Origin of the sequence: Boseongicola aestuarii (assembly GCF_900184815.1) — a bacterium.
Taxonomy (GTDB): domain Bacteria; phylum Pseudomonadota; class Alphaproteobacteria; order Rhodobacterales; family Rhodobacteraceae; genus Boseongicola; species Boseongicola aestuarii.
The window spans coordinates 98,344-122,647 of the sequence record NZ_FXXQ01000003.1; the positions used below are offsets into that span (position 1 = coordinate 98,344).

The 24,304-nt window shown below is 60.1% G+C and carries 27 protein-coding genes; 12 read left to right on the top strand and 15 right to left on the bottom strand.

Going from position 1 to position 24,304, the window contains the following annotated elements:
- The 3 genes from BOA8489_RS06250 to ubiA are packed head-to-tail and all read right to left on the bottom strand — an operon-like array spanning window position 1 to window position 3,223.
- Window positions 1-330 carry a hypothetical protein gene (locus BOA8489_RS06250; RefSeq protein WP_093973154.1) on the bottom strand — a complete coding sequence of 110 codons (330 nt, stop codon included), beginning with the start codon at window positions 328-330 and terminating at the stop codon, window positions 1-3.
- Complete coding sequence (locus tag BOA8489_RS06255; protein ID WP_093973155.1) at window positions 327-2,213, bottom strand: OmpA family protein; 1,887 nt, start codon at window positions 2,211-2,213, stop codon at window positions 327-329. Before BOA8489_RS06255 ends, BOA8489_RS06250 begins: the two co-directional genes overlap by 4 nt.
- Window positions 2,214-2,248: 35 nt before the next feature.
- Window positions 2,249-3,223, bottom strand: coding sequence for a 4-hydroxybenzoate octaprenyltransferase (ubiA, locus tag BOA8489_RS06260; RefSeq protein ID WP_093973342.1), 975 nt, complete (start codon window positions 3,221-3,223; stop codon window positions 2,249-2,251).
- Window positions 3,224-3,236: 13 nt separating this feature from the next.
- On the opposite strand from ubiA, the gene BOA8489_RS06265 reads away from it, so the two are divergent.
- From BOA8489_RS06265 to BOA8489_RS06280, 4 genes are read left to right on the top strand one after another with little or no spacing between them, the layout of a single operon-like run.
- On the top strand, window positions 3,237-3,959 hold the full coding sequence (locus BOA8489_RS06265; protein WP_093973156.1) for a 16S rRNA (uracil(1498)-N(3))-methyltransferase: 723 nt from the start codon (window positions 3,237-3,239) through the stop codon (window positions 3,957-3,959).
- Entirely contained in the window at window positions 3,956-4,669 is a 714-nt protein-coding gene (locus BOA8489_RS06270) for a hypothetical protein (protein ID WP_093973157.1), read from the top strand. Before BOA8489_RS06265 ends, BOA8489_RS06270 begins: the two co-directional genes overlap by 4 nt.
- Complete coding sequence (locus BOA8489_RS06275) at window positions 4,666-5,169, top strand: hypothetical protein (protein WP_093973158.1); 504 nt, start codon at window positions 4,666-4,668, stop codon at window positions 5,167-5,169. The genes BOA8489_RS06270 and BOA8489_RS06275 overlap by 4 nt, the downstream gene beginning before the upstream one ends.
- 58 nt (window positions 5,170-5,227) lie before the next feature.
- Window positions 5,228-6,598: a glutamate--cysteine ligase gene (locus BOA8489_RS06280; RefSeq protein WP_093973159.1), complete on the top strand. Its 1,371-nt coding sequence runs from the start codon at window positions 5,228-5,230 to the stop codon at window positions 6,596-6,598.
- Window positions 6,599-6,694: 96 nt separating this feature from the next.
- On the opposite strand, the gene BOA8489_RS20140 is transcribed toward BOA8489_RS06280, so the two are convergent.
- The 9 genes from BOA8489_RS20140 to BOA8489_RS06320 all read right to left on the bottom strand — a co-directional run bounded on the left by BOA8489_RS20140 (window position 6,695) and on the right by BOA8489_RS06320 (window position 11,789).
- Complete coding sequence (locus BOA8489_RS20140; RefSeq protein WP_141138248.1) at window positions 6,695-6,919, bottom strand: hypothetical protein; 225 nt, start codon at window positions 6,917-6,919, stop codon at window positions 6,695-6,697.
- A gap of 155 nt (window positions 6,920-7,074) precedes the next feature.
- Window positions 7,075-7,350, bottom strand: coding sequence for a hypothetical protein (locus BOA8489_RS20380; RefSeq protein WP_093973161.1), 276 nt, complete (start codon window positions 7,348-7,350; stop codon window positions 7,075-7,077).
- A complete protein-coding gene (locus tag BOA8489_RS20145) occupies window positions 7,251-7,538 on the bottom strand; it encodes a GbsR/MarR family transcriptional regulator (protein WP_281256179.1) in 288 nt (95 codons plus the stop codon). Before BOA8489_RS20145 ends, BOA8489_RS20380 begins: the two co-directional genes overlap by 100 nt.
- A gap of 79 nt (window positions 7,539-7,617) precedes the next feature.
- Entirely contained in the window at window positions 7,618-7,878 is a 261-nt protein-coding gene (locus BOA8489_RS06295; protein WP_093973162.1) for a hypothetical protein, read from the bottom strand.
- Window positions 7,875-8,315: a DUF805 domain-containing protein gene (locus tag BOA8489_RS06300; RefSeq protein WP_093973163.1), complete on the bottom strand. Its 441-nt coding sequence runs from the start codon at window positions 8,313-8,315 to the stop codon at window positions 7,875-7,877. Before BOA8489_RS06300 ends, BOA8489_RS06295 begins: the two co-directional genes overlap by 4 nt.
- Entirely contained in the window at window positions 8,312-8,938 is a 627-nt protein-coding gene (plsY, locus tag BOA8489_RS06305) for a glycerol-3-phosphate 1-O-acyltransferase PlsY (RefSeq protein ID WP_093973164.1), read from the bottom strand. Before plsY ends, BOA8489_RS06300 begins: the two co-directional genes overlap by 4 nt.
- A 72-nt stretch (window positions 8,939-9,010) precedes the next feature.
- The gene (gene pyrC, locus BOA8489_RS06310) at window positions 9,011-10,276 is read right to left on the bottom strand and encodes a dihydroorotase (protein ID WP_093973165.1); all 1,266 of its coding nucleotides are present in this window, start codon (window positions 10,274-10,276) and stop codon (window positions 9,011-9,013) included.
- 15 nt (window positions 10,277-10,291) lie between these two features.
- Window positions 10,292-10,828, bottom strand: a complete 537-nt coding sequence (locus tag BOA8489_RS06315; protein WP_093973166.1) for a hypothetical protein — start codon at window positions 10,826-10,828, stop codon at window positions 10,292-10,294.
- A gap of 1 nt (window position 10,829) precedes the next feature.
- A complete protein-coding gene (locus tag BOA8489_RS06320; RefSeq protein WP_093973167.1) occupies window positions 10,830-11,789 on the bottom strand; it encodes an aspartate carbamoyltransferase catalytic subunit in 960 nt (319 codons plus the stop codon).
- 104 nt (window positions 11,790-11,893) lie between these two features.
- Between BOA8489_RS06320 and BOA8489_RS06325 the strand changes: the two genes are divergently transcribed.
- The 4 genes from BOA8489_RS06325 to BOA8489_RS06340 all read left to right on the top strand — a co-directional run bounded on the left by BOA8489_RS06325 (window position 11,894) and on the right by BOA8489_RS06340 (window position 18,149).
- Complete coding sequence (locus BOA8489_RS06325; RefSeq protein WP_093973168.1) at window positions 11,894-12,655, top strand: uracil-DNA glycosylase; 762 nt, start codon at window positions 11,894-11,896, stop codon at window positions 12,653-12,655.
- Window positions 12,652-13,194, top strand: coding sequence for a molybdenum cofactor biosynthesis protein B (gene moaB, locus BOA8489_RS06330; protein ID WP_093973169.1), 543 nt, complete (start codon window positions 12,652-12,654; stop codon window positions 13,192-13,194). Before BOA8489_RS06325 ends, moaB begins: the two co-directional genes overlap by 4 nt.
- A 90-nt stretch (window positions 13,195-13,284) precedes the next feature.
- The gene (locus tag BOA8489_RS06335; RefSeq protein ID WP_093973170.1) at window positions 13,285-14,742 is read left to right on the top strand and encodes an efflux RND transporter periplasmic adaptor subunit; all 1,458 of its coding nucleotides are present in this window, start codon (window positions 13,285-13,287) and stop codon (window positions 14,740-14,742) included.
- Window positions 14,743-14,765: 23 nt separating this feature from the next.
- Window positions 14,766-18,149 (top strand): efflux RND transporter permease subunit, encoded by a 3,384-nt coding sequence (locus BOA8489_RS06340; protein ID WP_093973171.1) that lies wholly within the window; start codon window positions 14,766-14,768, stop codon window positions 18,147-18,149.
- Here BOA8489_RS06340 and BOA8489_RS06345 read toward each other — a convergent pair.
- The gene (locus tag BOA8489_RS06345; protein ID WP_093973172.1) at window positions 18,146-18,949 is read right to left on the bottom strand and encodes a protein-disulfide reductase DsbD domain-containing protein; all 804 of its coding nucleotides are present in this window, start codon (window positions 18,947-18,949) and stop codon (window positions 18,146-18,148) included. The genes BOA8489_RS06340 and BOA8489_RS06345 overlap by 4 nt on opposite strands.
- A 113-nt stretch (window positions 18,950-19,062) precedes the next feature.
- Here BOA8489_RS06345 and BOA8489_RS06350 point away from each other — a divergent pair, with 113 nt between their 5' ends.
- Window positions 19,063-19,644 carry a YqgE/AlgH family protein gene (locus BOA8489_RS06350; RefSeq protein ID WP_093973173.1) on the top strand — a complete coding sequence of 194 codons (582 nt, stop codon included), beginning with the start codon at window positions 19,063-19,065 and terminating at the stop codon, window positions 19,642-19,644.
- 3 nt (window positions 19,645-19,647) lie between these two features.
- Here the strand turns inward: BOA8489_RS06350 and BOA8489_RS06355 are convergent, their stop codons facing one another.
- Both BOA8489_RS06355 and BOA8489_RS06360 read right to left on the bottom strand, forming a co-directional pair.
- A complete protein-coding gene (locus BOA8489_RS06355; protein ID WP_093973174.1) occupies window positions 19,648-21,039 on the bottom strand; it encodes a D-alanyl-D-alanine carboxypeptidase family protein in 1,392 nt (463 codons plus the stop codon).
- A 231-nt stretch (window positions 21,040-21,270) separates the two neighbouring features.
- Window positions 21,271-21,972 (bottom strand): HAD family hydrolase, encoded by a 702-nt coding sequence (locus BOA8489_RS06360; RefSeq protein WP_093973175.1) that lies wholly within the window; start codon window positions 21,970-21,972, stop codon window positions 21,271-21,273.
- A 110-nt stretch (window positions 21,973-22,082) separates the two neighbouring features.
- On the opposite strand from BOA8489_RS06360, the gene clpS reads away from it, so the two are divergent.
- Genes clpS through BOA8489_RS06375 form a run of 3 tightly spaced genes read left to right on the top strand, consistent with a single transcriptional unit; the run spans window position 22,083 to window position 24,256 of the window.
- Window positions 22,083-22,406, top strand: a complete 324-nt coding sequence (gene clpS / locus BOA8489_RS06365; protein WP_093973343.1) for an ATP-dependent Clp protease adapter ClpS — start codon at window positions 22,083-22,085, stop codon at window positions 22,404-22,406.
- A gap of 23 nt (window positions 22,407-22,429) precedes the next feature.
- A complete protein-coding gene (locus BOA8489_RS06370; protein ID WP_093973176.1) occupies window positions 22,430-23,440 on the top strand; it encodes a class I SAM-dependent methyltransferase in 1,011 nt (336 codons plus the stop codon).
- Window positions 23,441-23,446: 6 nt separating this feature from the next.
- Complete coding sequence (locus tag BOA8489_RS06375; RefSeq protein WP_093973177.1) at window positions 23,447-24,256, top strand: SDR family NAD(P)-dependent oxidoreductase; 810 nt, start codon at window positions 23,447-23,449, stop codon at window positions 24,254-24,256.
- Window positions 24,257-24,304 lie beyond the last annotated feature (48 nt).

Consider the following 24,304-nt stretch of genomic DNA (forward strand, 5'->3'; position numbering starts at 1 on the left):
CTAAGACGCCTTGTTGTTCCGCTCGATGTAGCTGCGAAGTTCTTCCGCTTCGTTGCGGGCATTCCGCAAGCCTTCCATTGCTGCGTTCAACTCGGCTTCGGTCTGAGTCATGCGGTTTGACAGCTCCGCTTCGCGCTGCTGCATATAGGTGACCGCCTGATCGCGAGCTTCTTCGGCGTGGTGTAACTCCTGCGCCATACGATCCAGATCGTCCATATCCGAGCGCGTGACGCGTGTGATGCGGCTGATTAACCAATGGGCAAACCACCCGGCCATGAAGGCAACGAACAAGATAGCCGCTGTCGCGAATATGAACTCTGTGCCATTCATTGGCTGGTTTCCTTTGAATCGGCGTCGACAGGTCCATCCTGTGCGACCGTTTCGGGCACCACAAGGCGGAATTCAATCCGTCGGTTCGCTTCGCGTCCAGCTTCTGTATCATTGTCGGCGATTGGCTGCGTTTCGCCGTAGCCCTTTGCGGTGAGGTTCGACGTTAGGACACGCCTTGCCATGATTGCGTTAAGGACAGCGTCCGCACGTGCCTGAGAAAGCTGCTCGTTCATCACTTCGCGACCCTGACTGTCGGTATGGCCGCCAATTTCGATCTTCACTGTCTGGCAATCCCGGAGCAATTCGGAGATCGAATCGATCGTTGTCATCGCGTCGTCTTCGATCTCAGTGGATGAAGGTGCGAAGGTAATCTTCTTTTGCGCAACTGCTTCGTTTATCTTTTCGACGCATTCCTCAGGGGTCGGCAACGCAGCGAGGGGGTCGAGTGCTTCCGAGTAGCTGATGTCCAGGGCGAAGGTCGTCCCCTCAGGGAGCTTGGACGACAGGATGCGTGTAATCTCACCGCGCGCATCCGGGCGGCCTGAGACGCCCGAAACCTCGACGCTGTCCGCAGTCACGATGGCGGCGCCGTTGTTCAAGATGGCAAGCGATTCCAGAGCCGTCAAAACGCGTGTGGGCCAACCGGCTGGGAGGGACGCATCGAGTCTTGTGGCAGGGTAAACGTTGCCCGAGCCGAAGTGCGCGGCCGCAAAGCTGCGAACGGCCATTTGAGTGAGGTCATCGCCGAGGCGACCGCGTAGCTGCACAAGACCTTCGGGTGAACGGGTGGCCAGGAATTCAGGCTTCGCGCCATCGCTCGCAACCTGATCTTCGCGTTCCAGCCGAGCAGCGTTCAGCGAGAAGACTTCCGGCAGTCGCCCGTTCAGCTCGCCCACGGCGCGATCAAATTCCGCGAGCGATGTGTTTTCTGCAGCAACAAGCGTAATATCGACGTTGGACAACGTGACGGTGCCTTCGCCAATCGCATTCAATGCCTGAATGCTCGCGACCGCTGCTTCGCCCCATTGGGTCGAAGGCGTTCCAAGCCCCAACGGACATGTGGTCGGTCCGCTCAAGCCCGCCGCGATCGCTGCTGCCAGTATGGCGTCGCGGGCCTGTTCCGTATCCGCTGAACACGCGTCAAACTGGGCTGTTTCGCCGATTTTCAGGAACCTCAGAGTGAAGGGTGCAATGACTTCGCGCGGTGCGGTGATATTGAGATCCAGGGCAACACCTGTCGGCGCATCGCGGTTCAGCTGTCGTTCAATCCGCCGTTTTTCATTCAAGTCGGCCGCAGCGGCGGTGATTGCAACACGATTTGGCGAGATCGAGACTTTTGATCGCGGAAAAGCCTCGAGCGTGTTGAGGCCAAACGTGAGCGCGCGCTCCCAGCCGGGTGGCGGCGCATAGTCCGCACTTTCAAGCAGGTCGGCGATTTGCGCATTGCCTGCGATTCGGCGCGCGCGTTCGAGGATTGTCGCAGGGTCGGATTCGGTCGGAACAAGACCGATGAGCGAAATTCCATCATTGTTTTTCAGAATCTCGATCGAAAAATCTGGTGCCTTTAAGGCGGCTGTCGCTTTGACCTCCATGAGATCTAGAATTCGCGAAGCATCCACGATCCGCCCTGCGGCCGAAAGGGCTGCAAAACGTGTGGCCTCATTCGGTGCAGTCCCGATCAGCGCCACCTGAAGGCCATCGGTTGTGACTTCTGCCCAGTCATGGCCGTTCTGCGCAAGGACCAGTCCGATATCCGTCGCGGTCTTTTCTTCGATAAGCTCTTTGGCCCAGAACGCGACGCCGAGACAGGCCGTCCCCGCAATCAGAATTGCAAAGGCATGGGGCAGATAGGATCTGAGTTTCAGGGGTGCGATCGCGCTCATCGTGCTTTGTTAATCGGCTCACGCCATCTCTGCAATCATACGAAATGTGCGACGGCAAGAAACAGCACAGGAATGAGCCCTGCGTTGCGATTTGACCGAAAAATCACAAGGCACTTTTCTGGATCCTCGATATTGAGGCGGCTGAGCTGCCACATCAAATGCCAGCCGAAAGCCCAGATTCCTCCAAGGGAGACAACCAGTTGCAGGACATTGGTCGCTGGCGCCAGAGCGAGGACAACACCAGCCCCAAAGAACGAGACGCTGGCTGCCATGAACCATTTCAGCCATTTGGAAGTGTTTTCGCCGAACAGGCGGGCGGTTGATTTTACGCCGATCAGGGCGTCGTCATCCGTGTCTTGATGGGCATAGATCGTGTCGTAAAAGAGCGTCCAGAAGATGCCCGCAATATAGATCAAGACCGGCGCCCAGTGGAGCGTTCCGGTGACTGCCGCCCAGGCAAGCAGGGCCCCCCAGTTGAACGCGAGGCCGAGAAAAAGCTGAGGCCACCACGTAAAGCGTTTTGCGAACGGATAGATGCAGACGAGCAGGAGCGAGCAAATGCCAAGCGCGATTGCGGTCCAGGTGAAGGTGAGGAGAATGGCGAATGCGATCAGGGACTGCAGGATCATCCATACCGCGGCGCCCCTGACCGTGACCTGACCAGATGGGATGGGGCGCGACCTTGTGCGGGCGACCGCTTTGTCGAAATCCCGGTCGGTAATGTCGTTCCATGTGCACCCCGCACCACGCATGAGCCATGCCCCCGCGCTGCATCCGATAGCGATCCAAAGATGCATGATTGTGAACGTGCCCTGCATCAAAGATGCGGTTGCTATGCTCCAATAGCACGGGATCAGAAGCAGCCATGTGCCAATAGGCCGGTCTGCGCGGCTGAGGCGCAGATACGGCCGGCTGGCCGCCGGAGCGATCGTATCGACCCAATTGCCTTTGACGGCGTCAGCGACCTGTCCGGTGCCTTTGGTGTCTGGCGTCTCGCCCGTACCGGTCATATGCTCTGGCCCCATGAAAACTGCGAAAGTCCGGCTCTTTGTAGATCAGCCTTTGGGACAGGGGCAATCGGTCGTTTTGATACGCGAACAGGCCCATTACCTTTTCGGGGTAATGCGCCTTGGCTTGGGCGATATGGTCGCGCTTTTTAATGGGCGCGACGGAGAATGGCAGGCCGAAATTTCCGAGACCGGAAAACGCGGCGGTGAATTGATTTGTACCACGCAATCGTTAACGCAGTATGACCCGCCGGATCTTTGGCTGCTTTTCGCCCCGATCAAGAAGGCGCGTACGGATTTCATCGTCGAAAAAGCAGTCGAGATGGGGGCAAGGCGGATCATGCCGGTGCAAACGGCATTTACCAACTCGGACCGTATCCGACAGGACCGACTTCAGGCCCATGCGGTCGAGGCTGCCGAACAATGCCGTGCGACGTTTGTGCCTGACGTCATTGAGTTGCAAAAACTGGATCGGTTGCTTTCGGACTGGCCGCCCGAGCGTCACTTGATGTTCTGCGACGAAGCCCGTGCCGGGGAAGTGGCAGGCTTGCCGGACTTGCCGGGACCATGGGCCATCCTGATCGGTCCCGAGGGTGGGTTTTCCGAGGCGGAACGTTCACGTCTTTCCGGCATGGGAAATGCGCATCCAGTGGCATTGGGTCCGCGTGTGTTGCGGGCGGAAACGGCGGTAGTTGCAGCGCTGACTGTTTGGCAACAAGCGCTTGGGGATTGGCGATGAGTGCGCCTTATGTGCGGTTGCACCTGTTTTTCGCGACAGACAACGACAAGGCCGTCATCTTGCGCCAGGGCCCGTCCAAGCACTATCGGATGATCCTTTGGCACCGAGACAGCGATACATTCGAGGATGGCCAGTGGATCAAGCAGCGCATTTATCTGGATTGGTGTGATCTTTCACCAGATGGTGAGCATTTTATCTATTTCACGCTGAACGGCCATTGGTCAGACGAAAGCAAAGGCGCTTATTCGGTCATTTCCCAGCCGCCATACTTCACGGCTCTTTCGTTGTTTCCTGAAGGGTCTACTTGGGGCGGCGGTGGTCGGTTCATCGACAAAACGCGGTACTTTGCGACGGGCAGCAAGGATATCCGTGGCCTTGCAAAGGGGCTGTCACGCTTGCAGCGAAAGTCCCCGACGGCGGATAATCCCTCGGGGCTTTGGACGGTCAAGGGCGTCCCTGCCAAGTTAACCGAGCGAGAAAAGGCGCGTGCGTTGTCACCGATATCGCCTTCGATGAACCTGGTGCTGGATCGATATGACACTTTGGGTGGAAAGCTGTTTCGCAGGTCGGGCGAAGAACTCGAGCTGATCCGTGACTTTACGGACATGACCTTTGAACCTGTCCGCGCGCCTTATGATGCGCGTGATGCGCGGGGTGCGGACGACGCTCCCAAGCCGTGGCACCCGCTGGATGGCGAGGGCGGGGCATGAGTTTCATTCGACCCGATGCGCAGGCCACTTTGGTGCGATGGCGCGAATTCCTGATTGGGATGGGCCTTGATATTGCTGGCCTAGTGACAGTCTTTGGCCCAACGCGGGCAAACCTGATCTTCGGGGTCCTGATGATGGTCTTGGGTTCGGCTATGATGTTTGTCGGGTTGCAGCGCGCCCGGTTCCGCGCAAACGGTGGCGGCGCAGGTGTCGTTGACGTGGACGAACGTCAGATATCCTATTTCGGACCGACCGCGGGTGGTTCTGTTGCCCTGGAAGATTTGGCTCGGATAGCAGTGGTTCCACCGCATGTTTGGGAGCTCTCAGATGGTCAAGGGCGATCGCTGGAAATCCCGGTAGACGCAGAAGGTGGCGAAGCACTTTTTGATGCGTTTTCGGCATTACCGGGCATTAGTGCCTCGCGATTGGCGGATGCAACACGCGTTCGACCGGTTTCGCGCACAACGGTCTGGGAAAAACCACACAGGCGCTTGAGTTGACTTCGCGCCGTATTCGCGCAACTCAAAGCGTCTGACTTGACCATCAAGGCGATCCCACATGTCTATTCCCCAGTCCGGCGGCGGACCCATCGAGCGGCACGAACAACTTGCCGAGTATCTGGCTGCGGGTTGCAAACCCAAGCAGGACTGGCGGATCGGGACCGAGCACGAGAAATTCGGTTACTGTCGCGACACGTTGAAACCGCTTCCCTACGAGGGGGCGCGGTCGATCCGCGCGATGCTTGAGGGACTGCGTGATCGCTATGGATGGACCCCGGTTCTTGAGGGTGGCCTGATCATCGGGCTGGTGAAGGACGGAGCGAATGTTTCGCTGGAACCGGGAGGCGCATTGGAGTTGTCTGGCGCACCTTTGGAAACCATTCATCAGACATGTGACGAGGTGAACACGCATTTGGACGAAGTGCGCACCGTGGCGCGTGAGATTGGCGTTCGGTTTATTGGTTTGGGGGCTGCGCCGCATTGGTTGCATGATGAGATGCCCCTTATGCCAAAGGGCCGTTACAAGCTGATGGACAGCTATATGCAACAAGTCGGCACTATGGGGACGGCGATGATGCGCCGGACTTGTACGGTTCAGGTAAACCTCGATTTCGGGTCCGAGGCCGACATGGTACAAAAGCTGCGGGTGGCATTGGCGTTGCAGCCAGTGGCGACGGCATTATTTGCGAATTCGCCCTTTTTCGAAGGCAAGTTGAACGGGCATAAATCATGGCGCAGTCGGATTTGGCGCGACCTTGATGCGGACCGGACGGGGACGTTGCCGTTTGTTTTCGAGGATGGCTTCGGGTTCGAGCGCTATGTCCAGTACGCGCTTGATGTGCCAATGTATTTTGTCTACCGCGACGGCGCTTATGTGGATGCGCTGGGCATGTCGTTTCGCGACTTCCTTAAGGGCGAATTGCCTGCGTTGCCGGGGGAATTGCCGACGCTTTCGGACTGGGCGGATCATTTGACGACGATCTTCCCCGAGGCTCGGTTGAAGCAGTTCATTGAGATGCGTGGGGCGGATGGAGGGCCTTGGCGGCGGTTGTGTGCTTTGCCAGCGCTTTGGGTGGGAATTTGTTATGATTCCAATGCGTTGGATGCGGCATGGGACCTTGTGAAGGACTGGGATGCGGAGGCGCGGGAGGACTGGCGGGTTCAGGCGTCTGTGTCAGGGCTTGAGGCGGAAGTGAACGGGTTGAAGATGCACGATCTGGCACGGCAAGTGGTTGATATTGCGGAAGAAGGTTTGCGAGCGCGGGCGATGCCGGGAGCAGGGGGATTGCTGCCAGATGAGACGCATTTCCTTAATGCTTTGAAGGACAGTCTGGAAAGTGGTGAGGTTCCCGCGGACGAACTGATCCGGCGGTACAACACCGATTGGAACGGTGATGTGACGCGGGTCTTTGAAGATTATTCCTACTGAGAGTCAACGCCTTGAATGGCGACCTTCAATCAGCGTTCGGAGGGGTTAACGCCCGCCTCGGGGTGGGGGCGAATCCACGTCGGTAAGACGTCGGTATTACGTCAGTGCGACCGCGCGGGCGAATGTGCGAGGTGTTAACGCGGCGCGCGCTAAAGTATTGTAAGGATTTGACGAAATCGGGGGCGATTCCCGCGGGTCGGGGGGGCGCGAACGGCCTGACCTTTGTCGGCCGAGGATGGTGCCAACTTTCAGGATCATTGCGTCAAGGGCGACGAGAACCGAGAGAGCTCCGATGAAATAGGCGGATACGATGAAGGCCATGAGGTTACTCCTTTTGACGAATTGAGATTGGTAAATTTCGAGGCGAAGCCAGCGGTAGAGGACGGCGAAAAACAGGCTCCAGAGCGGTGCGAAGATGCAGCCCATGGCGATGATCGTTGAAGTCGCACCTGTGGCGTCCCAAGACTGAAGGTTGTTCAGAACCACGCGACCGCGGGCGCGGAGGAGAGGTTGGAGAGGAAGCCCAAGCCCGCAATTTGCGGCCAGCTGTCCCAACCATTTCTGAGGGCAAGCCAGAAGAAGAGCGCTCCGAATGTGAGGTAAGTAGGCGCGCCGAAGGCCAGCGCGAGGACGGGGATGAACAGGTAGAAGGTCAGCAGTGTGAAGACGATTGGCCCAAAGATCGGCGCAGCGAAGAAGGCGACCGGATCGATGAGGTGCGGGCGCTCGGTCTTTGGAGTGCGGCGGAACAAGGGAACGCAGGGCGGGTTGGGGCGTATTCACCCTTGCGGTGATCGCCAAGCTGGCGCTCGACGCTGACCAGTTTCCAGCCTTGCAGTTCTTTCAGACCGGTCGAGACATTCGAGCGCGCGATATTCAGAGTTTCGGCGATTTTGTCGGCAGGCAGGGGTTTCGGAGAAAGGTGCAGAAGCGCGTGGATTTGTGCGAAGGACCGGTTGGTGCCCTACTTTGCGCCCATCTCTCCTCAGTTGAAGAGTCAAGCACGGCTTATGGGGGGGTCAGTCGACAATGACGCCAAGTACGAAGTCGACGACTTTCGCTTCGGGCATTTCGCAGGGCTTCAGCAGCGCCTGACCGCTGGCGAGGCGGTAGAGGTTGAAGCTGATGTAGTCGGCGCCACCCAACTCTTCGGCTTCGAGTTTCTGGCTGCGTCCGGCGGCCATCTGGGTTTTCGTGATGCGATAGCGACGGCCTTGATAGGTCCCGCCATAGCCGCCCGTCGGCAGGGAATCGAAGGTTTCGACGAAGCCGGGGGTCATTCGCGGTTCACGCGGGGGATTGAGGACTGGCTGTAGGTTGCGTCATCGTCTTTGTCACCCGGCCAGTCGGTGTCTTTGCCAAGCGGGTCGGGGCCAAAGCGGTTGGGGCCGGGTGTTCCGGGCAGGACGTAGAGCACGGCGAGCGCGAGCGAGCCGACCACCGGCACGAGCATCAGGAGCAGCCACCAGCCGGACATGTCCCGGTCGTGGAGGCGGCGAATCGCGACCATGGTGAACGGCAAAAAGATGATCACCATGAAGATGGTGGCGAGCGGGGCGGCGTAACCTCCGCCGAAGAGGGTCGTGTCGATGGGGCCAAGTGCGAAATTGACCAGGATGTAGAAGAGAAAGAAGTACCAGTATTCCGAACGTGGGGCGCGGCCTTCGATTGTCAGGTACTTCTGAAAGCAGGTGATGACGGCTTGTTTGAACGTCATGCTGTGTCCTGGGGTGGTTTTTTCCGGCCGACCTTGGGCTCGGTGCCGTTCAGGATGCGGGTGATGTTTGTGCGGTGGCGCCACCAGACGAAGAGGGCCATCGCGGCGAGGATAACGGTTTTGTCGCCGTGGCCGAGGAGCAGGGCAGCGACGGGGGTGAGGGCGGACGCGATGATGCCTGCGAGGGATGAGATGCGGAAGATTGCGAAGGTGGCGAGCCACAGGGCGCAGGCGGCGATCCCGATCGGGAGCGACAGGGCGAGGACGGTGCCAAGGAAGGTCGCGACGCCTTTGCCCCCTTTGAAGCCGAGCCAGACCGGGTAGAGGTGGCCGAGGAAGGCCGAGAGTGCAGCGATCTGGGCAGCGTCTTCACCGACGATGGCGCCGGCGATGAGGACGGCGATGCCGCCTTTCGCGCCGTCGAGGAGGACGGTGAGAGCGGCGGCGGGTTTGGAGCCGGATCGCAGGACGTTGGTGGCGCCGATGTTGCCGGAGCCGACGGTGCGCGGGTCGGCGAGGCCGAAGGCGCGGGATATGACGATGCCGAAGGGGACGGCTCCGAGGAGGTAGGCAAGCGCCGCGACGAGGGCGAGGATCAGCACGGGGGTTTCGAATACGGGCATGGGGCGTCTCTATTGTGCGCTTTCCTTGACCATATCCGTCGCGACGCTGGGTGCAACGTCGGTTTTGCCGCGTTAGTCGGGGAAAACGGGCGCGCCGCCGACCCAAGTGCCAAGGACGCGGCCTTCCATGCGGGCTTCGTCGAAAGGGGTGTTCTTTGATTTCGATCGCAGTTTGGCGCGGTCCATGACGAAGGGTGCGTCGGGGTCGAACAGAACGAGATCGGCGGGGGCGCCGGCTTTGAGGCGTCCGGTGTCAAGGCCGAGGCGTTTGGATGGAGCCAGCGACAGGGCGCGCCAGAGGGTGGGCAGGTCGATATGGCCGTTGTGGACGAGGCGCATTGCGGCTGGCAGGAGGGTTTCGAGGCCGACTGCGCCGGAGGCGGCTTCGGCGAAGGGCAGACGTTTGCTTTCCTCGTCCTGGGGTGTGTGCATGGACGAGATTACGTCGATCAGCCCGCTGGCGACGGCTTCGACCGCGGCGAGGCGGTCATCTTCGCTTCGCAGCGGCGGTTTCACTTTGAAAAAGGTGCGGAAATCGCCGACGTCGAGTTCGTTCAGCGTCAGGTGATGGATAGAGACGCCTGCGGTGATGTCGAGGCCAACGCTGCGGGCACGTTCAAGGCGGCGCAGCGCGCGGGCGGTGGTGATCTGGTCGGCGTGATAGCGCGCACCGGTCATTTCGACGACGGCGATATCACGGTCGAGGCCCATGCGCTCGGCCATGGGCGATACGGCGGGGAGGCCCTTGAGCGAGGCGAATTTGCCGCTGGTGGCGGCGGCCCCCGCGGAGAGGATGGGTTCCTGCGGATGGGCGATAACGAGGGCACCAAGTGATGTGGCGTAAGTCATGCAGCGCGTGAACACCTTGGTGTCAGTGATAACGCTGTCGCAGTCAGTGAAGGCGACCGCGCCTGCGTCCATGAGGAACCCGATTTCAGCCATTTCGCGCCCCTGCCGTCCTCGGGTGAGGGCAGCCATAGGCAGAACGCGGACCGGAGAGGCTTCGTTGGCACGGCGGCGGACGAATTCGAGCACTTCGGGGGTGTCGATGGCTGGGGTCGTGTCGGGGCGGGTGACCATCGTGGTGACGCCCCCGGCGGCAGCCGCGAGACCTGCGGAGCGGAAGCTTTCCTTGTGGCGTTCGCCCGGTTCAGAGACTTTCACGCCGATATCCACAATGCCCGGCGCGAGGCACTTGCCGTCGCAGTCGATCACCGTGGCATCGTCCATGCCGGTTGGCCCCGCGATCTTTCCGTCGCGGACCGCGAGGGTGCCGACGGAGTCTGTGCCTGTCTCGGGGTCGATCAGGCGGGCGTTCTTGAAGAGAAGTGCGGACATCCGGGGGCTTTCAGGTCAGAGAACGAAATAAAGAACTATGGCGGCGGCGATGATAAGCGCGCCGATCGCGCCGATCCATGAGCGCCCCGCGTTCGGGATGGGACGGGCGTGGCCGGGTCCCGGGTGCAGATCGCCTTCGGCGCTTTTGCGCGGTGTCATGAGGCCGGGAGGTGCGGCGGCTTCCTCGGTGAAAGTGCCGATGAAACGCAGGGCCGGGTTAGGGTCGAGCGTTTGTTCTTTGCCTTTGAAGGCGGAACTTGGGATCAGAATGATCAGACCTTTCAGCGCATCAAGCGCCGCGGCTTTCCCCTTCAGATCATCATCTGCGATGCCGTAGCCCGAGGTGAGATACTGACGCAACCCGATCGCTTCGATGGCTTTCGAGGTGATGACTTCGACTTTGGAGGCGTCGAGGTCGACGCCATTACCGAGAAGCTTCTGGACGTTCTTTGCCGATATGTTGGAGGCGTCTTCGGGGTCGAGCTCGGTCGAAAAGAGGCGGACTTTGCCGAATTCGGTAGCGGCGACGTGGGTAGGGTCGAAGCTGGTCATATCAAACTGCGACCTCTTTTGGCGCGCTACGGGCGGCTTTGAGGTTGTCTGCCAGGAGTTTCATTGCGGCCATGCGCACGGCGACGCCCATTTCGACCTGATCCTGAATGACCGAGCGGTTGATGTCGTCGGCGATGGTGCCGTCGATTTCCACGCCGCGGTTCATCGGGCCGGGATGCATGACGATGGCGTCCTCTTTGGCGTTGTCGAGTTTGGCCGCATCCAGACCATAGCGGTGGAAGTATTCGCGTTCGGACGGGATGAAGGCGCCGTCCATGCGTTCTTTCTGGAGGCGCAGCATCATGACCACGTCAGCGTCTTTCAGGCCTTCTTTCATGTCATCGTAGACTTCGACGCCCCAGTCGGCGGCCCCGGATGGCATGAGGGTTGGCGGGCCGACGAGACGGACGCGGTTTTCCATTTTGCCCAGGAGCCAGATATTCGAGCGGGCCACGCGGCTGTGGGCGATGTCGCCGCAGATGGCGACGGTCAGGCGGTGGAGGCGGCCTTTGGCGCGGCGGATCGTGAGGGCGTCGAGCAGGGCCTGGGTCGGGTGTTCGTGGCGGCCATCGCCTGCATTCAGGACGGCGCAGTTGACCTTTTGGGCCAGAAGATTGACTGCGCCTGAGTCGGGATGCCTGACCACGAGGAGGTCGGGGTGCATCGCGTTCAGCGTAAGGGCAGTGTCGATCAAGGTTTCGCCTTTTTTTACCGACGATGCCTGCATGTGCATGTTCATCACGTCCGCACCGAGGCGTTTCCCGGCGAGTTCGAAACTGGCTTGGGTACGGGTCGAGTTCTCGAAGAACATATTGATCTGGGTGAGGCCTTGCAGCGCGTTGTCGTGTTTGTCGGTGCTGCGATTGAGATCGACATAAGTCTCGGCGAGGTCGAGCAATGTGGTGATTTCGTCGGGGGCGATATGTTCGATCCCCAGAAGGTGGCGGGCGCGGAACGACATGGGCGGCAACCTTTCGATTTTGCGGTGTATAGGACGTCTTTTGGTTTGAGAAAAGCCGGTTTGATGCAGTTTACCTTTCGGGGTGGGGGGCATAGCTTTGCGCCATGGGATTCTGGGAGATGAAAGCCGCGCTGGAATGGCAGATTGCCATGGGCGCCGACGAGGCGATCGCTGAGGAAGCGATTGATCGCTACGCCGTGGAGACGCCTGCGCCCAAGGCGAAGGCGGCGGCTGTGGTTATTCATCAGGTAGAAGAGGTCGACGGCGTTGCGGTTGCGCGAGCGGCGGCAGAGGCGGCCAGCGATCTGGCCGGGCTTGAGGCTGCGATGGCGGCGTTTGAGCATTGCGACCTGAAGGCGGGTGCGCGGCAGTTGGTCTTTGCGGATGGTCAGCCGCGTGCGCGCGTGATGATCGTGGGTGAGGCGCCGGGTCGGGATGAGGATTTGCAGGGCAAGCCGTTTGTCGGGCGTGCAGGGCAGTTGTTGGATTTGATGTTCCAACAGATTGGTCTGTCGCGCGAGACGCCGGATGCGGAAGCGGGGTTGTATATCACCAATGTCTTGCCGTGGCGGCCACCTCAGAACCGTGATCCTGAGGCTGCCGAAATGGCGATGATGATGCCGTTCTTGCGGCGGCATGTCGAATTGGTGGACCCGGAGATTATTGTGGCGATGGGCAATCACGCTTGTGATGCCTTGCTTGGCAAGAAGGGGATCACGAAGCTACGCGGGAATTGGAGCGAGGCGCTGGGCAAGCCGGTCTTGCCGATGTTTCATCCGGCGTATTTGCTACGCAATCCGGCGGCCAAACGCGAGGCATGGGCGGATTTGTTGAGTTTGAAAGCGAGACTGAGGGGCGATCCATGAGCGGAATTGACGAGAGTCGCACCTTTCTGCCGGTGCGCATCGCGGTTTTGACGGTAAGTGATACGCGTACCCTTGAGGATGATCGCTCGGGCGATGTGCTTGTCGTGCGTATTGAGGGGGCCGGACATATTCTGGCGGCGCGCGATATTGTGGCGGACGACCGCGAACTGATCGCGGCCAAGCTGCGGATGTGGTGCGGTGACGAGACCATTGACGTAATTGTGACGACCGGTGGAACCGGGCTGACAGGGCGCGATGTGACCGTCGAGGCGCACCGGGATGTCTACGAGAAAGAGATCGACGCATTCGGCACGGTCTTCACGCATGTCTCGATGGCGAAGATCGGAACAAGTGCAATACAATCAAGGGCTTGTGGCGGAGTTGCCGAGGGCACTTATATGTTTGCGCTGCCGGGGTCTCCGGGCGCGTGCAAAGATGGCTGGGACGAAATTCTGGCCTATCAGCTCGATTCCAGACACCAGCCCTGCAACTTCGTCGAGATCATGCCGCGTCTTGATGAACATCTGCGACGGAAATAGCTGCGTATAACGTTTAAGTGTTTGGTCTTTGCCAATTTTTGGCGATGGCCTCATATTGAGACTTTACTGACCTGAATTGAGAACATCCGAATGAAATTTCTTCGTCGTTCCTTGGTGGGCGTATTCCTGATGGCTGTGACGGCCGGGCTGATCGCGTGGGCGGGAAGCTCGGTTTACGGAGCTTTGCAGGCGCGTTGGTCAGAGGAACCGGGCGAACGGCCCGCGCGTGAACGCGTCTTTGCTGCCAACGTCATTGAGATTTCGCCCGAGACAATCCGGCCGGTTCTGTCGACGTTCGGAGAGGTGCAGGCGCGGCGGACGCTGGAATTGCGCGCGGCGACAAGCGGCGAGGTCATCTGGCTGGCCGAAACGTTTGAAAATGGCGGACAGGTGACCGCTGGCGAATTGCTGGCGCGGATTGATCCGGCCGAGGCGCAATCCGCGCTGGACACGGCGCGCGCCGATTTGTCGGAAGCCGAAGCGGATTTGCGCGACGCGGAGCGGGCTGTAGCGCTGGCAGCCGAGGACATTGCCGCGGCTGAGGTTCAGGCGCGTTTGCGGGTGCAGGCTTTGGACCGCCAGCGCGACCTGTTGGAGCGGGGTGTTGGGTCGGTTGCGGCTGTGGAAACGGCGGAACTGGCAGTTTCGTCGGCGGATCAGTCGGTCTTGTCGCGGCGTCAGGCCAAGGCCAGCGCGGAAAGCCGGTTTGATCAGGCAGTGACCGGTCTGGAGCGTCGCCGGATTGCACTGGCGCGCGCCGAGCGGGAATTGGCGGAGACAGAGATTTATGCGCAATTCCCCGGAGTGATGAACGGCGTGACAGCTGTGGTTGGTGGATTGGTCTCGTCGAATGAGCGAATAGGCGAGTTGATCGACCCCGCCGCTTTGGAAGTTTCGTTTCGCGTTTCGACCCCACAGTATGCGCGGCTTTTGAACGACAACGGACGTCTGGTTGGGGCCGATGTGACGGCGTCGATTGATATTCTGGGCGTCGATCTGGAAGCCAGGGGCGTTATCAGCCGCGAAAGTGGTGCGGTTGGTGACGGACAAACGGGACGATTGTTGTTTGCGCGGCTTGAGGATGCGCCGGGATTTTGGCCGGGGGATTTCGTGTCGGTTCGGATTGATGAGCCTGCGTTGGACAATGTTGTCCGGCTTCCGGCTTCAGCTGTTGATGCGGGTGGAGAAGTGTTGGTTCTGGGCGATGAGGACCGGCTTGAGGTCGCATCGGTCGAGGTTCTGCGCCGTGAACGGGACGACGTGATTGTCCGGGCCGATGGGCTGGCGGGGCGCGAGATTGTTTCCGAGCGCACACCATTGCTGGGTGCGGGTATTCGCATTCGTCCCATCCGCCCCGATGGTGCCGAGGTACCCGATGCGCCGGATTTGGTCACGCTGGATCCCGAGCGGCGGGCGCGCTTGGTGGCCTTTGTCGAAGGCAACGCCTCAATGCCTGATGAAGCCAAGGCACGGGTGCTGAGCCAACTTCGCGAGGACGCGGTTCCGGCACGGGTGGTTGAACGCATCGAATCGCGCATGGGCGGCTAGGCGAAGCGAAGGGAACGGTCGATATGGCGAGAGACCTTGGCAAGGCAGCGGGCGGCATCCTGTCGTATTTCACGCGTCACAAGACGGCGGCGAACCTGCTCTTGGTTCTGCTGTTGATGGCGGGTTTGTATTCGATCCCGAAAATGCGGGCGCAGTTCTTTCCGGACATCATCACGGACAATATCACCATTCAGGTTGCGTGGGACGGTGCTGGTGCCGAGGACGTGGACACGGGTATTGTGCAGGTTCTTGAACCGGCATTGCAGGCGGTCGATGGGGTGATCGAGACCTCGTCGCGGTCGTCCGAGGGATCGGCGCGGATCACGATGGAGTTCGAGCCCGACTGGGATATGGACCGGGCCGAAGACGATGTGAACACGGCGCTGGATGGTGTGACGAACCTGCCGGATGACGCAGAAGACCCGTCGATCCGGCGGTCTCGGTGGTCGGACCGGGTGACGGATGTGGTGATTACCGGCCCGGTTGGAGTCGACCAGCTTGCCAATTTCGCGGACGAGTTCGTCACGCGGCTTTTTGCGGAGGGGGTGACACGCACGACCATTCGGGGGTTGGCTGCGCCTCAGACGATTGTCGAAGTCACGTCGCTGGATTTGATCCGGTTCGATGTGTCGATGCGCGAGATCTCGGCGGCGATTTCCGGCGAGGTTGAGACAGATCCTGCGGGCGACGTGAGCGGTGCCGCGCGGGTGCGGACGGGTGTGGCGAAACGCTCGGCGGATCAGATCGCAGGGATTGTGATACGCACGGGCGATGATGGCACGCAGGTGACGGTGGGCGACGTGGCGACGGTGCGGGTCGAAGGGGTGGACCGGAACCGCGCCTATTTCGTTGGCGAGAACCCGGCGATTTCGATCCGGGTCGACCGTTCGGCGCAGGGGGATGCTATCCGGATGCAGGCTCAGGTCGAGGATGTGGCCGCGGAGATGGAGCTTTCGCTGCCGGAAGGTGTGAGGATCGACCTAATCCGCACGCTGTCCGAGACGATCACAGCGCGTCTGAATATCCTGTTGGACAACGGGTTGATGGGCCTTGGGCTGGTGGTTCTGTTGTTGTTCCTGTTCCTGAATGCGCGGACGGCGTTTTGGGTGGCAGCGGGTATTCCGGTGGCGATTATCGCAGCGATTTCGATCATGTACTTCGCGGGTTTGACGCTGAACATGATCTCGTTGTTCGCGCTGATCATCACGCTTGGGATCGTGGTGGATGATGCGATCGTGGTGGGCGAGCACGCGGATTTCCGGGCGCGGCGGTTGGGCGAGGATCCGACCACGGCGGCGGAGCGGGCGGCGAACCGGATGTTCACGCCGGTCTTTTCGGCAACGATCACGACGATCATCGCGTTCTTTGCTTTGGTCGCGGTTGGTGGACGGTTCGGAGATTTGATCTCGGATATTCCGTTCACAGTGATCGTGGTGCTGATCGCGTCGTTGATTGAGTGCTTTCTGATCCTGCCGAACCACATGCGGCATGCGGTGGCGCATGCGGCGAAGGACCATTGGTATGACTGGCCCTCGCGGCAGGTGAACAGGGGGTTCCGGGTATTCCGCGAGCGCATTTTCCGGCCGATGATGGCGGGTGTGATCTGGGCGCGCTATCCGGTGATCGCCGGGGCGATACTGTTGCTGGCAAGTCAGGCGGTGCTGTTCATTCGCGGGGACGTGCAGTGGCGTTTTTTCAACTCGCCTGAGCAGGGGTCGGTGACGGCAAATTTCGCGATGGTGCCGGGCGCGACACGGGCGGACACGTTCGAGGTGATGCGCAGGTTGCAGGCGACGGTGGATGAGATCGGCGCAGAGTTCGAGGAAGAGCATGGGGTGAATCCAGTCGCCTATGCGATTGCCGAGGTCGGGGGCACGTCGGGACGAGGGCTTGCCGGTGAGGAAACCAAGGAGACGTTCCAGCTTGGATCAATTGCGGTCGAATTGATTGACGCCGATTCGCGGCCCTATTCGAGTTTCACCTTCGTTTCCGCTTTGCAAGAGGCGATGCCGCAGCATCCGATGCTGGAGACGATCAGCTTTCGCGGCTGGCGCGGAGGACCGGGCGGCGATGCGATTGACATCGAGCTTTCCGGCGCATCCTCGGAGCAGTTGAAAAGCGCGGCGGAGGCGTTGAAGACGCAACTGGCGCAGTATGGGGAAGTCTCGGCGCTTGAGGACAATCTGACCTACGACAAGGAAGAGATCGTTCTGGAATTGACGCCTCAGGGGCAGGCCTTGGGTCTGACAATCGATGATCTGGGTCAGGTCCTGCGCGCACGCTTGAACGGCATCGAAGCGGCGAGTTTTCCCGATGGGCCGCGCTCGGCGACGATCCGGGTCGAACTTCCCGAGGGTGAATTGACGGCGGACTTCCTGGACCGGCTTTTGGTGCGGACGGGGAGTGCCGCACCCGGCGACGGTGTTTACGTGCCGTTGGCGGATATTGTCACGGTCGAAAGTCGCACGGGCTTTTCGACGATCCGGCGGGAAAACGGCATACGCGTTGTCTCGGTCACGGGCGATTTGTCGGAAGACGATCCCGCCCGCGCTGAGGAGATCTCGACCGAGATCAGCGAAGTGATCTTGCCGAAGCTGCAGGAGGATTTCGGGATTTCGACGCGGATGGCCGGGCTGGCCGAAGACGAGCGGAATTTCCTGTCGGACGCCATGACCGGATTGATCCTGTGTCTGGCGGGGATTTATCTGACGCTGGCGTGGGTTTTCAGTTCGTGGTCGCGGCCGGTGGTGGTGATGGCGATCATTCCGTTCGGATTGGTCGGGACGATCTGGGGGCATTACATCTGGGACGTACCACTGTCGATGTTCTCGGTCGTCGGGATGATCGGAATGGTGGGGATCGTGATCAACGATTCCATCGTGCTGGTCACGACGATTGACGAATACGGAGAGGACCGGGGGCTGTTTCCGGCGATCATCGACGGCGCGGCGGATCGATTGAGGGCCGTGATCCTGACGACATTGACGACTGTGCTGGGCCTTGCGCCGCTTCTTTACGAAACATCAAATCAAGCGCAGTTCCTGAAGCCGACGGTGATTACGCTGGTCTATGGATTAGGGTTCGGGATGGTGCTGGTGCTGCTGGTCGTGCCTGCGCTGTTGGCGATCGGGCACGACTTCGGGCGGACGTTCCGCGCGGCGCGTCGTGCTTTGTCGGGGCGCGCTCCGGGGATGCAGGTGGTTCTTGGCGGCGTCGGCGCAGGCATCGTGGCGTGGTTTGGCGCGACGATGGGGTCGGTCATTGTCACCGGGGCAATGCCCGCCGCACTTGGCGGTTCAGGGTCGATGGCATTGGCGTTCTTCGCCTTTGTCGGTGGGGCTGCCGCAATTGTCTTTTCGGGATGGGGGCTGGCCGCTTTGCGGTTCGCGCGGCGGCTGCGCGTCTAGTCGCAGCCGCGGATGTCGACGGCCTGACCGCCGCCAAAGACAGTGATCCGCACATCCTGTCGCGCCAAAACAAAGGGTTGCGCGTCGGGTGGGACCAAGTCGGCGCTGGCGACGAGTGTACCGCCTTTGCGGGTCATGGTGGGTTCTGAAACCCAGACCTCGCGGTTATCGAGTTCGATTACGGCAACGTCCTGATCGCTCATGCGGGGGACGTCCATGATCGCGGTGATGCGCATTCCGTCGCGGATCGGTTCGATGTCGCAACTTACGGACCCGACACCCGCTTCGGCGGCTGTCATGGGGCGGTCCTTCATCGCGCGGACCACGGTTGGCGAGGGCGTTGTGCCGGTGCTGGGCAGCAGGGCGTCGAAGTAAAGCTCGACCGGGACGCATATGTCATAGCACACGCCAATCGTCATACGGCCCGAGAGTTCGATGTCGTCCGCCGCTTCGGTGGCGCGCAGGGTTATCGGAAGGATCATGCCATCGTCATATCCGATCGAGCGCATGCCGTTTTCGTAAAAGACACGAGGCACAGGGAATGACACGCCGGCGCCTGACAGGTTGCCGGACTTCGACCAGTCGAAAATCGGCGGGATGCCTGCATCGCCGGGCGCGCGCCAGTAGGTCTTCCAACCGGGAGCCAGCTTGATGGAAAAGGCCGCGTGGTGAAGGCCGTCATCGCCGCGCCAGCCCGGAAGAACCTCGACCTGGGCCAGGACATCGGGAATTTCGGCCGCCGCGAGGGGTGCCTGAATGGCAAGAGCCATTGCGGCCAGAGGGAGGGTGAGCGCTTTCATACCCGGGGATGTAAGCGTCGCGCAGCCGCTTTGGAAATCACATTCCGGTAATCGTTTGTGACTGTGGTTTGCGTGCCCTTGATGCGGTGCCGTCGATACACCATCCTTAGGGGATGACCCGACCTGACCCCTCCGACCCGTCCCAGATTGAAGGCAAGCTGTTGATTGCGATGCCCGGCATGGGCGATCCGCGCTTTGACAGAAGCGTGATTTTTATGTGTGCGCATTCGGCGGATGGTGCTTTGGGGCTGATCGTGAACAAGCCCATGCCCGAGTTGAGTTTCGCCAACCTGTTGAAACAACTGGAAATTGATGTGCCGCTGGTTTCGCGGGATGTGCAGGTGCATTTTGGTGGGCCGGTGGAAGGCGGGCGTGGATTCGTGCTGCATTCCGGGGATTTTGTGTCGGATGCCTCGACGCTTCAGGTGTCCAAGGATTTCGGTATGACGGCGACGCTGGACGTGATGGAGGCTTTGGCCGCAGACGGTGCGCCGCGCGATGCCTTGTTGGCGCTGGGCTATGCGGGGTGGGGACCAGGGCAGCTTGAGGCGGAAATCCTTCAGAACGGCTGGCTGACCTGTGACGCGACGCGCGCTTTGGTTTTCGAGGAAGGCAACGAGACGAAATGGACCGCAGCCCTTGCGACGCTGGGTGTCGATGCGCTTATGCTGTCGGCGGACGCCGGGCGGGCGTAGGGGTCAGCTTGGTCCCATCGGCTGGCAGCTGACATTCTGGGCCAGCAACCTTCGACAGGCGAGTTCCGCAGTTTGCGCCGTGAGACCGACGAAGTTTGCCTCGAACCCCTGCTGGCTGCGCACTACTTTTCGCAAGGCTTCGTCTAGCGTGCCCAATTCGACAAGCGCGGTCTGCAGCAGCATCTTTTCAGCTTCGTGCCGGGTGGCGAAGCGGCCGACGTTGATCGCCCATTGACGCCCGCCAGAAGTGGACATGCGCGTAACGACGACCTGATCGTCAACGTCGGATGCCATGGTCGAGGCGATGGACGCGGATTTTACGAGCGTGCGGACGCGCGGTCGGGGGACGGCCACAAGCGGACTGGCGAGACTGGCTGTCATGACGGGCGCGGGAGCGGCTTCGGGGATGATCTCGGGCGCGGGCCTTGCCGTCGAGGCATCGGCCGCAACCACGTCAGCAAGGGCATCCGCTATGCCGTCTTGCAAGGCGATGAGCATTTCTTCGGGCGGTGCTTCCACGGGGCGCAGTCTGGGGCGCGGGGTCGTGGCGACAAGGCCGGAGGCGCTGACGACGCGGCCCGGCGTCTCGGATGCGCCCTCGGCCAGAAGAACGGGGCGTGCGGGTTTGCGGACGGAGACACGGCTGGGCGCGCGTTCAAAGCCCATGTCGAGAAGTTCGGCCACCCGCGCATTGCGCCATGCGGTCGAGCGGCCACCGAAAACGGTCGCAATGATGCGTTCGCTGCCGCGTTCGGCCGAAGCAACGAGATTGTAGCCAGCGGCGCGGGTATAGCCCGTCTTAATGCCGTCGGCTCCGCGATACGCGGCCAGCAGGCGTCGGTTGGTGTTGTTGACGGTCTTGATGCCCGCGCTGGTCGAACTGCGTGAGAACAGATTGTAGTAATCGGGGAAATCGTAAAACAGGTGCCGACCCAGGGTGGTCATGTCACGCGCGGTTGAAAGATGGCCCGACTCGGTCAGGCCATGAGCGTTCTTGAAGGTTGTATTGCTCATCCCCATGGCTTTTGCCATGCGCGTCATGCGCCGCGCAAAGGCGGCTTCGCTGCCAGAGATGGCCTCGCCCAGGGCGGTGGCCGCGTCATTGGCGGATTTGACTGCGGCAGCGCGGATCAAAAAGCGCAACTGGATGCGCGAACCGGCCTTCAAACCAAGTTTCGAGGGTTGCTCAGCGGCCGCCTTGCGAGAAATCAGGACCTGAGTATCGAGGCTTATTTCGCCTTTTTCGATGGCGTCGAACACCACGTAGAGCGTCATCATCTTGGTGAGAGACGCCGGATGCAGACGCGTATCTGCATTTCGTGAATGAAGAACCTGGCCGGAGCGAGCATCAATCACCATGGCCGCGTAAGGCGCGGCATTGGCGAAAATTGGCATGGCTGCAAGCAGACATGCACATAGAAATGTTCGAAACACGGCTCCGACGATAAGCGGATACGCCACGATAGTGCCCTTTGTACTGCCTCTGGGTCCAGTCTTTAAGCGCCAGATCCCTGATTTTTCAGAACACTAGCACGGACGATCCAATCCGAAAATAATGAATTTTCGGTACATTTTTGATGAACGAAGGGTTTATCAACATGGTGTGGTAATGGGTGATAGGCACAACTACATGCTGTGTTCGATGGACGCTATGATTTCGGGCAGTTGCATGAAGTCAACGGCTTCGTGGAACTTCGAGCGGTCCCGGGGCGGGTCTGCGGCTTCGATTTCCCACGTCACACCGTGCGGAACCCACACCCCCCAGGCCCCCGCCTCAATCGCCGGAAGGACGTCTGATTTCATCGAATTGCCCACCATAAGCGTGGCATCCGGCGGCGTCTGATGCCGCGTGAATATCTCGGAATAGGCGTCGGGGGTCTTGTCCGAAACGATCTCGACGCCGTCAAATAGCTCGCCCAGACCAGACTGCGCGATCTTGCGCTCCTGATCGAGAAGATCGCCCTTCGTAATCAGGATCAGCCGGTATCTTGGGGCCAGTCCGGTAATCGTGTCTTCGACGCCGGGCAGAAGCTCGATCGGATGGGTCAGCATGTCCTGACCGGCCGCGATGATTTCGGCAATGACGTGACCGGGCACGGTGTTGTCGGTCACATCCAAAGCAGTCTCGATCATCGAGAGCACAAATCCTTTTATCCCGAAGCCATAGCGGCCGAGATTGCGCCTTTCGGCGGCCAGCAATTGCTCGGCGAGGTGGTCGCTCTCGACGTAGTCCGCAAGCAGCGTGGCGAAGTGCGCCTGAGTCATCTGAAAGAAACGCTCGTTGTGCCAAAGCGTGTCATCGGCGTCGAAACACAACGTCAGCAACATGTTAAGCGTTTTCCCCCAGAGTTGCCCTTTTCACCGCGTCGCTTTCGCATATATTGTAATGCCTAGCGAGACGATCGAAACGAGGCCGCGTGATTCTTCGCACTTTGCATATGATGGCAGATACGGACAAGCCGGGTGATAGCGACACCGGCGTTCTGACCGAGACTAAGCCAAAGACAGACAAGCCGCCGCTTTACAAGGTGATGCTGTTGAATGACGACTATACGCCTATGGAGTTCGTCGTTCATGTGCTGGAGCGGTTCTTTGGTCTGAGCCACGCGCAGTCTTTTGAGATCATGTTGACCGTGCACAAGAAGGGGTTGGCCGTCGTGGGCGTTTTCTCATTCGAGGTGGCGGAAACCAAGGTTGCGCAAGTGATGGATTTCGCCCGCCGCCATCAGCACCCGCTTCAGTGCACCATGGAAAAGGAATAGGACGCGGTTCGCGTCCTTCATTCATGACAGATCAGCGACTTAACTCTTGGCTTGAGAGCACGTCGGTCCTGCCGGACGTGGGACGCATCGGTGTTTTCAATGCCTCGCCGGACCTGGAATTGCCGGGTGTCGAAATGGATCGCGTGCGCGCGGTGCAGCCGATGGCGGAGCCGCACAAGGTGCTGGCCGGGCGGGGGTACAAAGTGGCGAAGATCGTCAACTATTCCTATGACGCCGTTATTTTGCGGGTTCCACGCCAGAAAGCTTTGGCGCTTGGATACCTGAAGGATGCAGTTTCGCGTGTTCCGGACGGGGCACCGATCATTGTCGATGGTCAAAAGACCGACGGTATCGAGAGTTTACTGAAGCTTTGCCGCAAGCGTTTCGATGTTCGAGAGGTTGTCTCGAAGGCGCATGGCAAGCTGTTCTGGTTTCCAAAGGCCGGCCTGGAAGAAGACGTCATGAAGGTTCTGGATTTGCCGGAATTGTCGCCTGTACAGACGTCTTCCGGCTTTTATACAGCGCCGGGTGTGTTTTCCGCCGATGGCCCGGACGAAGCCTCGGCCTTTCTGGCTTCGCACCTTCCCGTTTTGGAGGGTCGGGTCGTCGACCTTGGGTCGGGATGGGGGTATTTGAGCCACCGTATACTTGAGAAGAGCGAACCGCGGGAACTTCACCTTGTGGAGGCAGACTGGTTGGCGGTGAATTGTGCGCAGAAGAACATTCAGAATGATGCGGCAGTATTCCATTGGGACGACGCCCTGACGTGGAAGCCCGCGAGCGCAGTGGATCACGTGGTAATGAACCCGCCGTTCCATCAGGGCAGGGCAGCGGATCCGGGGTTGGGGCAGGAGTTCATTCGAGCGGCTGCGCGGATGTTGGAACCCAAAGGGAACCTCTGGCTTGTCGCAAACCGTCATTTGCCTTACGAAGCCGTGCTGGCGGAGGCGTTCCGCTCGGTTCAGCCATTGGCACACACGTCGTCGTTCAAGCTTTTTCACGCCACGTCTCCGAAACGCCGTTCGAAAGGATAGCCACTCATGTCATTTTCCATTGCCGGTAAGACCGCCGTTGTGACCGGAGCAGCGAACGGGGTCGGGTTGGCCATTGCCCGTCATTTCGTGGCACGCGGTGCGAACGTGATGTTCGCCGATATGGACGAAGAACGGCTGATCGAAGAGATCGGGGCGGTCGAGGACGATGATGAAGGCACGACGGGTTATTTCGCAGGGGATTTGCGCGAAAAGCTTAATGTGGCGAACCTGTTGTCGGCGACGCTGGACCGGTTTGATCGCGTAGATATTCTGGTGAACGGGTCGCGTCAGATGTTGGCGGCGGATCCGCTTAATGCGGATGATGACGCGGTGACGACGTTGTTGAACCAGAACCTGATGACGTCACTGCGTCTGTGCCAGATCTTTTCCAAACGGATGATCAAACAGGCGGAAGCTACCGAAGGGAACGCGCCAGTGGGCTCGATCATCAATCTGTCTTCCATTGCGGCGCGGCGCACGCAGCCGCACTTGCTGGCCTATTCCGTGAGTTCGGCGGCAGTTGATCAACTGACGCGGTCCATGGCGGTCGCGCTTGCGCCGCATCGCATTCGGGTGAATGCGATTGCGCTTGGCTCGGTCATGAGCGCGTCATTGAAAGGCGCTTTGGCCGAGCACGAAGAGTTCCGCGACGAGATCCTCGATTCAACGCCCTTGAACCGGATCGCGGCACCGTCGGAGCTGGCGGAAGTCGCGCAGTTTCTGGCATCGAACGGGTCGGGTTTCATGACTGGGCAGATACTGACGGTCGACGGTGGGCGCACGCTGGTTGATGCGGTGGATGCGCCTGCGCACTAATTTGCGCGGCACCCCTTTGCCTTTCGGATGGCCTGTGCCAGTCTTTGG